An 11,543-nucleotide genomic window follows, 5' to 3' on the forward strand; every position below is an offset into this window, starting at 1 on the left:
TTAAGGCGACGGTCGGCATCCGCCCGGCTGGAGGCGGTGCAGTGCTAGAGGCGGTGCAGGAAGTCCATCTTGAGCTGGGCGACCGTTGCGGCCACGAGGTAGCAGCCGATCGTGATGACGACGATCCACGAGGAGGCGCCGGCGGCGAAGCGCCGCACCCCGGCCGGAACCGGGAGGGTGCCCGTCCTGAGGTTGTAGAGGGTCACGGCCAGGAACATCGGGATCGTGACGACCCAGGTCACCATGCACCACGGGCAGAGCACGTCGAGCACGAAGAAGCTCTGGCCCATCAGCCAGATCACGAAGACGAGCGCGAGCGCCACGCCGACGTTCAGTCCGATCCAGAACCAGCGGGCGAACCGGGCGCCAGCGAGGATCGCGGCGCCGATCGTGATGACGACCGTCCAGGCGATGAGTCCGATCAACGGGTTCGGGAAACCGAACAGCGCACCCTGCCAGGAACCGAGGTTGGTGCTGCAGCCGACGAGCACGCTGAAGTTGCAGGAGAGCTGCGCCTGCGGATCCTCGAGGATGGCGATCTTGTCCAGGGTCAGCGCGAAGGCCGCCGCGAGGGCGATCGCACCCCCGATGATCATGAAGATGGCGAGCCCGGTGGGGCGCCTGGATTGCTCGGTCTGTTGCACCTCAGGATTATGTCATGCGCCTCGCACTCGATCCTGAACAATACATGCGATAATCAACACGGATGCTTGGGCCGCGCTCAAGCACAGCCAGAGAAGGCTTAATGGGCCGTAACAGCCCAGATTCATTGGTCCCACGACCAAAGGTATTAGCAGCCAGAGCCAAGAGCCGGTTGCGAACGAAGAGGATTCCCGAGGTGAACGCGCAAGCGTTTTTCTCGCACGAGAGAGTAGCCGGATGGGTGGCGCGGTCGCCCAAAACGGTCAAGGAGCGCACCAGTAATGGTGGAAGACAACGAAAACACCAAAAAACGCAAAGGTCTGTTCGGATCCCGCCGTCGGCGTGTAGCCGCCGCGGCGATCGCGCCAACAAAAGCACCGGCCACGGTACCCGGCGCCGCGACCGACGCCGTGGAGGCACCGACAGCACCATTCCTCGAGGGGGAGCCCGCACCCTGGGCGTCCACCGCGACGACCCCAGCCGAACAGGACACCACCGTGGACCAGCCGACTCCGCCCGTCGAACCCGCACAGCCGGTTCGCAGGCCCTCGACCTCTCTTCTTTTCCAGGCGCCGAACATCGTGCCGCTTCCGGCACGTGCCGGAGCCAGGCGCGACGATTCGCGTGCCTTCGACGATCGTCAGGACGGCAACCGCCCAGACGGGGATCGTCAGGACAGCCGCTCGGGCAACCGCCAGGACAACGGCGCGGAGAACCGTCACGACCGCAACCGCTCGGACAGCCGCTCGGACAACCGTCCCGACGGCCGCTCGGACCGCGATGAGTACCCGGACGAGACGTCGACCGTCCGCCGCCGCGCCCGCCGCAGGCCAGGCGACGAGAACCGCTCCGGTGCCGACGACCCCGCCAACACCGTCGTCCGGGTCCGCGTTCCGCGCGAACCCGAGCTCATCACCGAGCCGCAGCGGATCAAGGGCTCGACCCGCCTCGAGGCCAAGAAGCAGCGCCGCCGCGACGGCCGCGACGCCGGGCGTCGCCGTCCGGTCATCACGGAGGCCGAGTTCCTCGCCCGCCGTGAATCGGTCGACCGGGTCATGGTCGTTCGGGCCAAACACAACAAGATCCAGATCGGCGTCCTCGAGGACGGCGTACTCGTCGAGCACTACGTCGCCAAGAACCAGGACGCATCCCTGATCGGGAATGTGTACCTCGGCCGGGTACAGAACGTGCTCCCGAGCATGGAAGCCGCCTTCGTCGACATCGGACGCGGCCGCAACGCCGTGCTGTACTCCGGTGAGGTCGACTGGGAAGCCGCGGCGGAACATGCCGCCAACAGCAACCAGGCGCGTCGGATCGAGCTCGCGCTCAAGCCAGGCGACAAGGTGCTCGTCCAGGTCACGAAGGACCCGATCGGCCACAAGGGCGCCCGGCTCACGAGCCAGGTCTCGCTTCCCGGCCGGTACCTCGTCTATGTGCCGAACGGCTCGATGAACGGCATCAGCCGCAAGCTTCCGGACACCGAGCGTGCCCGCCTCAAGAAGATCCTCAAAGAGGTCCTGCCGGACAACACCGGCGTGATCGTGCGTACCGCCGCGGAAGGTGCCACCGACGAGCAGCTGACGCTCGACGTCAACCGCCTCACCGAGCAGTGGGCATCCATCTCCAAGCTCGTCGACACTGTCCAGGCGCCCGCGCTGCTGCACGGTGAGCCCGACCTGCTGATCAAGATCGTGCGCGACGTCTTCAACGAGGACTTCCAGAAGATGGTCATCTCCGGGGACGAAGCCCGCGAGACGATCCAGACCTACCTCGGCCAGGTCGCCCCCGACCTCGTCGACCGCGTCGAGCGCTACGAGGGCGAAAACGACGCCTTCGACGAGTACCGCATCTCCGAGCAGATCGAGAAGGCCCTCGACCGCAAGGTCTGGCTGCCCTCCGGCGGTTCCCTCGTGATCGACCGCACAGAGGCGATGACCGTCGTCGACGTCAACACGGGCAAGTTCGTCGGTTCCGGCGGCAACCTCGAGGAAACCGTCACGAAGAACAACCTCGAGGCCGCAGAGGAGATCGTGCGTCAGCTCCGGCTGCGCGACATCGGCGGCATCATCGTCGTCGACTTCATCGACATGGTCCTCGAGACCAACCGCGACCTCGTGCTGCGCCGCCTGCTCGAATGCCTGAGCCGCGACCGCACCAAGCACCAGGTCGCGGAGGTCACCTCGCTCGGGCTTGTGCAGATGACCCGCAAGAAGCTCGGACTGGGACTCCTCGAGTCGTTCAGCGAGAACTGCGAGGCCTGTGCGGGCCGCGGAGTCGTCATCCACCACGACCCCGTCACCAAGCACCGCCAGACCGCCCAGCCGCCCCAGGAGCGCCGCCCGCGCAGCAAGTCGGGCAACTCAGGGAACGACAACGGCAACGGCAACGGGAGCAACGGCGGCAACGGGAACGGCAACGGCGGCAACAACGGCCACCGCGGCGGTAACTCCGGCACCAACGGCTCCGTGTCCGAGCAGGCGAAGGCCACATCGGGTACGCACGGGATCACCGAGGACGCCAAGCACGCACTCGCCCTGATCGCGGCCAGGACCATCCCGCGCGCCCTGACCGGGTCCATCCCGATCATCCACGTGCCGGATGCCCCCGCGTCCGTCCCCGTCTCCGCAGAGCAGGAGGTGCACGCGAACGAGTCCACAGCCCCGGTCGAGCCCACGGTCACGCCCGTCGCCGAGGCATCCGCCCCCGTGGAGGCGCCGAGCATCACCCAGGCCGTTGCCGCGGACCTGACGGAGGCCAACACCGGTTCCGTCGAGATCCTCGACATCCCGGTGCGGAAGTCGTCCCGCGCCCGTCGTACCGTGAGCAAGCAGGTCACCGACCAGCTGCTCGACTCGGTGCTCGAGTCGCTCCCTGAGCCCAAGCAGCCCGGCCAGGGCCGCTCGCGCAGCCGCAGGGTCACGACGGCCGGCGGCTCGACGTCGAACGCGCAGCCCATCGTGCTGCCGGCACGGGAGACGCAGAACTAGTTCAGCACGAGCCCAGGGACATCGGGGCCGTACGGCGGTCGACTTCGGTCGGCCGCCGTTTTCCGTACCCGCGACACGCCGAGACACGCCGCCGGGCCGCGGTGGGTTCAGCGTCCGGAGCGTTCGCGTCCGGACACGCGGAGCCCGCTCGCGCGCAAGCGCAGCACGAGCTCCCTGTTGCCCACCGGAAGCGCCCCAGCCGCCACGAGGGCCTCGTAGCGGTGCGCGGGCACGTCATAGTGGTCCAGGTCGAAACCCCGCAGGGGAATGCCGTTCGCCGCGGCGAAACCGTGCAATTCTTCGAGCGACACGTCGCTGACGAGGTGCGACCAGACCGTATCGTGCGCGGGCCATGTAGGCTGATCTATCAACACGGTCATACCAAGATTGTATGTTCCCCGCAGCGTTGTGCCGGGGGAGCAGGCGATCCCCGGTCGATCCCAGCCCCAGTTTGACCGGGGCAGGTTGATCAGCTAAACTCGACTGTTGGTGTGCGTTGGGCCTGAGCCCGCGCTGACACCTAAGGTTTTCTGACAGAGACGGGCCGACTTGGGCCGTTTACGCAGTAACTTTCCATCATAGGAATCGGGGCCTCACGGCTCCCCAGAGATAGGTACGTAACGTGGTTTACGCAGTTGTGCGCGCCGGTGGGCGGCAGGAGAAGGTAGAGGTCGGGACCATCGTAACGATGGACCGAATCAAGGCTGACAAGGACGGCAACGTCGAGCTGGCCGCAGTGCTCCTCGTCGATGGCGACAAGATCACCTCTGACTCGAAGTCTTTGGCCAAAGTCACCGTGACCGCCGAGGTCCTCAACGACCTCCGCGGCCCGAAGATCGTCATCCAGAAGTTCAAGAACAAGACCGGTTACAAGAAGCGTCAGGGGCACCGTCAGGAGCTCACTCGCGTTCAGGTCACCGGCATCGCCTAGGCCCGAGGAGCAGAACAAATGGCACACAAAAAAGGTGCGAGTTCCACTCGCAACGGTCGCGACTCCAACGCCCAGCGCCTCGGCGTGAAGCGCTTCGGTGGTCAGGTTGTCGGAGCGGGCGAGATCATCGTCCGCCAGCGCGGCACCCACTTCCACCCCGGCGTGAACGTCGGCCGCGGTGGCGACGACACGCTGTTCGCCCTCGAGGCCGGCTCGGTCGAGTTCGGCGCGAAGGGTGGCCGCAAGGTCGTCAACATCGTGGTGGCTGCCGCGTAGGCATCCACAATCTGTAAGCGTGAGGGCGGGCTTCGGCTCGCCCTCTGCTTGTTTTACGCCACCTGAAAGGGGCACCCCCATGGCCACATTCGTTGACCAGGTCACGCTGCACCTGCGCGCGGGCAACGGCGGCAACGGCTGTGTGTCCGTCAAGCGGGAGAAGTTCAAGCCCCTGGCCGGCCCCGACGGCGGCAACGGCGGAAACGGCGGCGACATCGTGCTCGTCGCCGATCCCCAGGTGACCACGCTCCTCGGCTTCCACCGGTCCCCGCACCGCAGCTCCGTCAACGGCGGTCCCGGCATGGGCGACCACCGCGCCGGTTTCAGCAGCGAGATCATGGAACTCTCCGTACCCCTCGGCACCGTCGTCAAGGACGTCGACGGCAACGAACTCGCCGACATGACCGAACCGGGTTTCCGGATCGTCGTGGCCCCCGGCGGCCAGGGCGGGCTCGGCAACGCCGCACTCGCCTCCTCGAAGCGCAAGGCCCCCGGTTTCGCACTCCTCGGCACCTACGGCTGGGAAGGCGATGTCCAGCTCGAGCTCAAGACCGTTGCGGACGTCGCCTTCGTCGGCTATCCCTCCGCAGGCAAGTCCAGCCTGATCGCGGCCATGTCCGCCGCGAGGCCCAAGATCGCCGACTACCCCTTCACGACCCTGTTCCCGAACCTGGGCGTCGTCGACGCCGGCGAGGTGCGCTACACGGTGGCAGACGTTCCCGGCCTGATCGAGGGCGCGAGCGAGGGCAAGGGCCTCGGCCTCGAATTCCTGCGCCACGTCGAACGCTGCACAGCTCTCCTGCACATCCTCGACTGCGCGACCCTCGACCCCGACCGCGACCCGCTCAGCGACCTCGACGTGATCCTCGGAGAACTCGGCGCCTACCCGGTTCCCGAAGGCCAGAAACCCCTCCTCGACCGTCCCCAGCTGGTCGCGCTCAACAAGATCGACGTTCCAGAGGCCCGCGAACTCGCGGACTTCGTCAAGGCAGACCTCGAAGCCCGCGGCTACCGCGTCTTCGAGATCTCCACCGTCAGCCACGAGGGCCTCCGCCAGCTGAACTATGCCCTCGCCGAACTCGTCGAAGCAGGCCGCATCGAGTCCGCCGCCGCACTCGCGGCCAAGCCGCGCATCATCATCCGTCCCAAGGCCGTCGACGACAGCGGTTTCGTCGTCAAGGTCGAGGGCGGCTCGTTCGGCAACATCTACCGCATCATCGGCACCAAGCCCGAGCGCTGGGTGCAGCAGACCGACTTCACCAACGACGAGGCCGTCGGCTTCCTCGCCGACCGCCTGGCCAAGCTCGGCATCGAGAACGAACTCTTCAAGGCGGGAGCCGTCGCCGGCTCGACCGTGATCATCGGCGCAGGCAACGGTGTCGTCTTCGACTGGGAGCCCACTCTCACGTCGACGGCGGAGCTCATCACGGCCCCCCGCGGCACCGACACCCGCCTCGACGACTCGAAGCGTCGCACGAGCAGCGAGCGCCGGGAAGAGTACTTCGGCCGGATGGACGCCAAGGCGGCCGCCCGTGCCGAGCTCATCCGCGAGCGCGACGCCGGAATGTGGACCTCTGGCGAGGTCGAGTACAACGGCGAGAGCGCCCCAGCAGGCTCGGAAAGCAGCCAGGAAGACTCCGAGTGAGCGTCCTCGGGCGGGACGACATCAAGACGGCGGCACGCATCGTCGTGAAGGTCGGGTCATCCTCGATCAGCGGAGCGAACGTGTCGCAGATCTCCCCGCTCGTCGACGCCCTCGCCGAGGCGCACGCCCGCGGCGCCGAGATCGTCCTGGTCTCCTCCGGTGCGATCGCGACCGGGATGCCGTACCTCAACCTCGAGGAACGGCCCACCGACCTCGCAACCCAGCAGGCCGCGGCCTCCGTCGGCCAGAACCTCCTGATCTTCCGCTACCAGGACAGTCTCCGTCGCTACTCGATCATCGCCGGGCAGGTGCTGCTCACCGCCGGCGACCTCGAGAACCCGTCACACCGGTCCAATGCGCGCCGCGCGATGAACCGGCTGCTCGGGCTGCGGATCCTCCCGATCGTGAACGAGAACGACACCGTCGCCACCCACGAGATCCGCTTCGGCGACAACGACAGGCTCGCGGCCCTCGTCGCGACCCTGATCGGAGCCGACCTCCTCGTGCTGCTGAGCGACGTCGACGCCCTCTACACCCGCCCGCCGCATCTCCCAGGGGCGGAACGCATCCCGCACATCGCGGCAGGCGACCGGCTTCCCGGCGTGGAATTCGGCGCGAGCTCCTCCGGTGTCGGCACCGGGGGGGCCGGTACGAAGGTGTCAGCGGCCCGGATTGCAGCGGAAGCAGGAACGGCCGTGCTGGTCACCTCGACAGGGCTCGTCGCCCAGGCCCTGCGCGGCGACTACGTCGGCACCTGGTTCGAACCGACTCCCCGGCTGTAACCTGTCCGGTCCTGGCCCCGCGGGGGTGGGAAACGTGCCGTAAACTACCGGCATGCTGCAGTCACCCGTCGACTCCCTCCGGCTCACCCTGACCCTCGATGCGGCGCGCAGGGCCTCGATCGTCCTCGCGTCCACTCCGACCTCGCAGAAGAACAGGGCGCTCACCGCGATCGCGGACTCCCTGCGCAGGAACACGGCAGACATCCTCGCGGCGAACCGTGACGACCTCGCCGCCGGCGCCGCAAACGGACTCAGTACCGGTCTCCTCGACCGGCTCACCCTCGATGAGGCCCGCGTGGCCGGCCTCGCGGACGCTGTGCTCCAGATCGCGCTCCTGACAGACCCCGTCGGCGAGGTCGTCCGAGGCAGCAGCCTGCCCAACGGTGTGAAGATCAGCCAGGTGCGGGTGCCCTTCGGCGTCGTCGGCGTCATCTACGAGGCGCGGCCCAACGTGACCGTCGATATCGCGGCGCTCGCGCTCAAGAGCGGCAACGCCGTCGTCCTCCGCGGCGGATCCGCCGCCGAGAACACCAACCGGGTCCTGGTCGCCCTCCTCCAGTCGGCCATCGACTCCGTCGGCCTGCCGGGGGACGTGGTGCAGACCATCGATCCCTTCGGGCGCGAGGGCGCGACCGAACTCATGCAGGCCCGCGGCCAGGTCGACGTGCTCATTCCGCGCGGAAGCGCCGGCCTGATCAATGCCGTCGTCACCCAGTCGAAGGTCCCGGTCATCGAGACCGGTGCCGGCGTCGTGCACATCTTCCTCGACGAGAGCGCCAACCGGGATTGGGCCGTCGAGATCGTGCACAACTCGAAGGTGCAGCGCCCGAGCGTCTGCAACGCCGTCGAGACCCTCCTCGTCCACGAGGGCGCCGCTGACCGTCTCCTGCCTGCCGTCCTCGGTCGTCTCGCCGCCTCCGGGGTCACCATCCACGGCGACGCCCGCGTCCAGGCGCTCTTCCCGGACGCCGTCCCCGCGACCGAATTCGACTGGGAGACGGAATACATGAGCCTCGACCTCGCGGTCGCGGTCGTTCCCGGCCTCGATGGGGCGCTCGCGCACATCCGCCGGTATTCGACGGGCCACACCGAGTCGATCATCACGAACGACATCGTCAACTCCGAACGGTTCCTGAACGAAGTGGATTCCGCGGCCGTCATGGTCAACGCATCGACCCGGTTCACCGATGGCGGCGAATTCGGCTTCGGTGCCGAGGTGGGCATCTCCACCCAGAAACTGCACGCCCGAGGCCCGATGGGACTCCAGGAACTCACGAGCACGAAGTGGATCGTGCGCGGCAGCGGACAGGTGCGGGCCTAGTCCGAACGGCCCCACTAGAATGGTGCGGTACTGCACGTCACGCGTGCCGTCCCGCAGAAAAGGAGTGTATATGCCGACGTTCGTCTACGGCCTGATTGCCCTGGTCACCTTCGGCGCCCTCGGCGGGGTCGTCTGGTCCTACCGCGATGTCGCCAACCGCCACGCCGAAAAGGCGCGCGCATACGCCGCAGCGCACGGCCGCGTCGACGAGCACTAGGGACACCGTCTCCGTGACTGAGCGCCGCCCCCGCATCGGCGTCATGGGCGGCACCTTCGATCCCATCCACCACGGCCACCTCGTCGCCGCGAGTGAGGTGGCGCAGAGCTTCCACCTCGACGAGGTCGTCTTCGTGCCGACCGGGCAGCCGTGGCAGAAGAGCGACGTGACCGAAACCGAACACCGCTACCTGATGACCGTGATCGCGACGGCGTCGAACCCCCGTTTCACCGTGAGCCGCGTCGACATCGACAGGGTCGGCCCGACGTACACGATCGACACCCTGCGCGACCTGCACGCCCAGCGCCCTGATGCCGAACTGTTCTTCATCACCGGTGCCGACGCCATCCGCCAGATCCTGAGCTGGAAAGACGTGCAGGAACTCTGGGACCTCGCCCATTTCGTCGCTGTGAGTCGACCGGGACATGAGCTCACCATTTCGGGATTGCCGAACCAGGACGTAAGCTTGCTGGAAGTTCCGGCATTGTCGATATCGTCCACCGACTGCCGTGCACGCGTGAACCGGGGTTTCCCGGTCTGGTATCTGGTTCCCGACGGGGTCGTCCAGTACATCTCAAAGCATCATCTGTATCGGAGTGTGGCATGACGTTGGGTATCAACCCACCGCCACTGACGCGTCGTCAAGCGCGCGAGTTGGCAAACGGGCACCAGCCCGACGCGCCCTCCGCTGCGCAGAAACACTCCCCGCACCACACGCAGCCCGCGCAACCGGTCACCCCGGCGGCCCCGTCAGCGGATGCCCCCACTGTCGAGCCCGAGTCTCTTCTGGTCCTGCCGTCGACCGGTGGACCCGCGGCCGAATCCGGACCCGTTATCCTCGCTGAGCTCGTTCCCGAAGCCGAAGCTGAAGCCGAAGCTGAAACCCCGGCGGCGCCGGAATCCGGCGCAACGACCGACGCCGTCGAGACTCCCGGTGAAACCAGCGCCGGGACTGCCGCGGACGTTCCGGTCCGCGAGCACACCCTGACCCGGCGCGAACTCCGCGCCTTGCAAGCCGCCGAAGCGCCTCCGGCCGAGGATTCCCTGCTCGCGGCCGTCGCGACGCTCACCGCATCCCGACCCCTCACTACGCCAGCTTCCCGCGCCGAGGAGCAGGACAATGTCCGCCCGCAGGGTCCCCCGGTCGAGCCGGAACCCATCGCCTTCATGGTCGACGTCGCGCCGAGCCCCCTCGGCGAGACCCGTCCCGGCTCCCTGCACCCTCCTGTCGGGCACTGGTCGCTCGACCGCGGCGAAGAGAACGACCTGCTGCCCGGGTTCGAGACGCTCGCCCCGTTCGACCAGCTGGTGAACCAGGGCGTGAGCGCCGGCGGCATCCCGACCACGACGAACGCGCTGATCCTTCCCTCGATCCCGCACCAGGGCAACTCCTCTGGTCCGCTGACGAGTACCGGTGAAATCATGATCACGGGCTCGATCGACCTGCCACGCAGCCTCGGCGAAACCGGGGTGCACCCCAACGTCTACGACTCCTCCGAGATGGACCGCATGCTCGACCAGCTCGACGAGGGCGGCCACCGCAACGGGATCGTCCCGGTGAGCGCCAGTCGCGCCGTCAGCACCCACGCGTCGACCCGAGGCGTCATGGCCCCGCCGAAACAGCGCGGACTCACGCTTCCCACCGTTCTCACCGTCACCGTCGGCGTGCTCGCCGTCGGCGTGCTGGCCCTGTTCGCGGTCGGCTACTTCCTCCACATCTTTTAATGCCATTTCACTCGCTTTCACTAACACAGGGATTCATTCGATGACCGCTTCTGCCCACGCTCTCGAGCTCCTCAAGCTGGCCGCCGCCGCCGCAGACTCGAAAGCGGGGGAGGACCTCGTCGCGATCGACGTTTCCAGCCCTCTCCCACTGACCGACATCTTCCTCATCGTCACCGGCCGCTCCGAGCGCAACGTCGTCGCCATCGCCGGCGAGATCGAAGACCAGCTCACCGCAGCCGGTCACAAGCCGCTGCGCCGCGAAGGCCGCGCTGAGGGTCGCTGGGTTCTCGTCGACTTCGGCGACCTCGTCGTGCACGTCTTCCACGAGGAGGAGCGCGTGTACTATTCCCTCGAGCGACTCTGGAAGGACTGCCCCGTCATCCCGATCGAACTGCCCGTCCACAAGGTCCAGGACTGACAGTGGTCACAACAGGCTTCCGCATGTAGTAGCCTAGAGAAGTTGTTTCGGGGGAAAACCTGAAACACAATCTGGGTCCGTGGCGCAGCTGGTAGCGCACCTGCATGGCATGCAGGGGGTCAGGGGTTCGAATCCCCTCGGATCCACCAAGACAGGAAAAGCCCCGACTTCGGTCGGGGCTTTTCCTGTATCAGAGCTGCTTCCAGCACGATGTCAGCTCGGAATATTCAGCTCGGAATATTCAGTCCCGGATATCCAGCACGGAGTGTGCTCCGCTGTCGGTGTCGATCGGGGTGAACCGGGGAACCGCCTGTCCGTCGATGTTGACGGACTCCAGGAACATCACCAGGGGACGCACCCACAGGCCACGATCGCCGTAAAGCGCCGTGTAGACGACGAGCTCCTCCTCGGTCTCCGAGTGCCGGGCGACGCCGATCACGTCGTACAGATTGCCCTTGTAGTGCCGGTACCGCCCTGGCGTTATTCCTGTCATTTTCGCTCCCGCTTTCCGAACCCAGTATCCGGCATAGGCGCAGCGAGCGAGCGGGCGAACCCACCCGGCCGGGAGCGGGAGTAGGTAAGCCTGCCCTAACTTCAGC

At 66.9% G+C, this 11,543-nt stretch carries 13 protein-coding genes and 1 tRNA gene; 11 read left to right on the forward strand and 3 right to left on the reverse strand.

Annotation, left to right across the window (positions count from 1 at the left end; translation table 11 throughout):
* Positions 1–44: 44 nt before the first annotated feature.
* Positions 45–644 (reverse strand): vitamin K epoxide reductase family protein, encoded by a 600-nt coding sequence (locus E3O39_RS11250; protein ID WP_241985049.1) that lies wholly within the window; start codon positions 642–644, stop codon positions 45–47.
* Positions 645–923: 279 nt separating this feature from the next.
* Between E3O39_RS11250 and E3O39_RS11255 the strand changes: the two genes are divergently transcribed.
* On the forward strand, positions 924–3,629 hold the full coding sequence (locus E3O39_RS11255) for an Rne/Rng family ribonuclease (RefSeq protein WP_134447924.1): 2,706 nt from the start codon (positions 924–926) through the stop codon (positions 3,627–3,629).
* 107 nt (positions 3,630–3,736) lie between these two features.
* Here the strand turns inward: E3O39_RS11255 and E3O39_RS11260 are convergent, their stop codons facing one another.
* Positions 3,737–4,009 carry a DUF4031 domain-containing protein gene (locus E3O39_RS11260; protein WP_134447926.1) on the reverse strand — a complete coding sequence of 91 codons (273 nt, stop codon included), beginning with the start codon at positions 4,007–4,009 and terminating at the stop codon, positions 3,737–3,739.
* 242 nt (positions 4,010–4,251) lie between these two features.
* Between E3O39_RS11260 and rplU the strand changes: the two genes are divergently transcribed.
* The 10 genes from rplU to E3O39_RS11310 all read left to right on the forward strand — a co-directional run bounded on the left by rplU (position 4,252) and on the right by E3O39_RS11310 (position 11,093).
* Positions 4,252–4,560, forward strand: coding sequence for a 50S ribosomal protein L21 (gene rplU / locus E3O39_RS11265; protein ID WP_134447928.1), 309 nt, complete (start codon positions 4,252–4,254; stop codon positions 4,558–4,560).
* 18 nt (positions 4,561–4,578) lie between these two features.
* Positions 4,579–4,836 carry a 50S ribosomal protein L27 gene (rpmA, locus tag E3O39_RS11270; protein WP_066595878.1) on the forward strand — a complete coding sequence of 86 codons (258 nt, stop codon included), beginning with the start codon at positions 4,579–4,581 and terminating at the stop codon, positions 4,834–4,836.
* A 79-nt stretch (positions 4,837–4,915) separates the two neighbouring features.
* On the forward strand, positions 4,916–6,481 hold the full coding sequence (gene obgE / locus E3O39_RS11275) for a GTPase ObgE (protein ID WP_134447930.1): 1,566 nt from the start codon (positions 4,916–4,918) through the stop codon (positions 6,479–6,481).
* Positions 6,478–7,263, forward strand: coding sequence for a glutamate 5-kinase (proB, locus tag E3O39_RS11280; RefSeq protein WP_134447932.1), 786 nt, complete (start codon positions 6,478–6,480; stop codon positions 7,261–7,263). Before obgE ends, proB begins: the two co-directional genes overlap by 4 nt.
* A 52-nt stretch (positions 7,264–7,315) precedes the next feature.
* The gene (locus E3O39_RS11285) at positions 7,316–8,584 is read left to right on the forward strand and encodes a glutamate-5-semialdehyde dehydrogenase (protein WP_134447934.1); all 1,269 of its coding nucleotides are present in this window, start codon (positions 7,316–7,318) and stop codon (positions 8,582–8,584) included.
* 70 nt (positions 8,585–8,654) lie between these two features.
* The gene (locus tag E3O39_RS11290) at positions 8,655–8,801 is read left to right on the forward strand and encodes a hypothetical protein (protein WP_241975425.1); all 147 of its coding nucleotides are present in this window, start codon (positions 8,655–8,657) and stop codon (positions 8,799–8,801) included.
* Positions 8,802–8,814: 13 nt separating this feature from the next.
* Positions 8,815–9,408, forward strand: a complete 594-nt coding sequence (nadD, locus tag E3O39_RS11295) for a nicotinate-nucleotide adenylyltransferase (protein ID WP_255454114.1) — start codon at positions 8,815–8,817, stop codon at positions 9,406–9,408.
* A gap of 47 nt (positions 9,409–9,455) precedes the next feature.
* Positions 9,456–10,526, forward strand: coding sequence for a hypothetical protein (locus tag E3O39_RS11300; protein ID WP_134564419.1), 1,071 nt, complete (start codon positions 9,456–9,458; stop codon positions 10,524–10,526).
* A gap of 40 nt (positions 10,527–10,566) precedes the next feature.
* Positions 10,567–10,944, forward strand: coding sequence for a ribosome silencing factor (gene rsfS, locus E3O39_RS11305; protein WP_134447942.1), 378 nt, complete (start codon positions 10,567–10,569; stop codon positions 10,942–10,944).
* Between the two features lie 73 nt (positions 10,945–11,017).
* Positions 11,018–11,093, forward strand: a tRNA-Ala gene (locus E3O39_RS11310).
* A 92-nt stretch (positions 11,094–11,185) separates the two neighbouring features.
* On the opposite strand, the gene E3O39_RS11315 is transcribed toward E3O39_RS11310, so the two are convergent.
* Positions 11,186–11,437 carry a DUF1653 domain-containing protein gene (locus E3O39_RS11315; protein ID WP_134447944.1) on the reverse strand — a complete coding sequence of 84 codons (252 nt, stop codon included), beginning with the start codon at positions 11,435–11,437 and terminating at the stop codon, positions 11,186–11,188.
* Positions 11,438–11,543 lie beyond the last annotated feature (106 nt).

The sequence above is a fragment of the Cryobacterium sp. MDB2-A-1 genome (assembly GCF_004402675.1).
Lineage (GTDB): Bacteria > Actinomycetota > Actinomycetes > Actinomycetales > Microbacteriaceae > Cryobacterium > Cryobacterium glucosi.

Excerpts from the sequence above, each read along its gene's own strand:
- E3O39_RS11255 (WP_134447924.1), top strand. The coding sequence starts at position 924 with ATGGTGGAAGACAACGAAAACACCAAAAAACGCAAAGGTCTGTTCGGA.
- E3O39_RS11260 (WP_134447926.1), bottom strand. The coding sequence starts at position 4,009 with ATGACCGTGTTGATAGATCAGCCTACATGGCCCGCGCACGATACGGTC.
- rpmA (WP_066595878.1), top strand. The coding sequence starts at position 4,579 with ATGGCACACAAAAAAGGTGCGAGTTCCACTCGCAACGGTCGCGACTCC.
- obgE (WP_134447930.1), top strand. The coding sequence starts at position 4,916 with ATGGCCACATTCGTTGACCAGGTCACGCTGCACCTGCGCGCGGGCAAC.
- E3O39_RS11285 (WP_134447934.1), top strand. The coding sequence starts at position 7,316 with ATGCTGCAGTCACCCGTCGACTCCCTCCGGCTCACCCTGACCCTCGAT.
- E3O39_RS11290 (WP_241975425.1), top strand. The coding sequence starts at position 8,655 with ATGCCGACGTTCGTCTACGGCCTGATTGCCCTGGTCACCTTCGGCGCC.
- rsfS (WP_134447942.1), top strand. The coding sequence starts at position 10,567 with ATGACCGCTTCTGCCCACGCTCTCGAGCTCCTCAAGCTGGCCGCCGCC.
- E3O39_RS11315 (WP_134447944.1), bottom strand. The coding sequence starts at position 11,437 with ATGACAGGAATAACGCCAGGGCGGTACCGGCACTACAAGGGCAATCTG.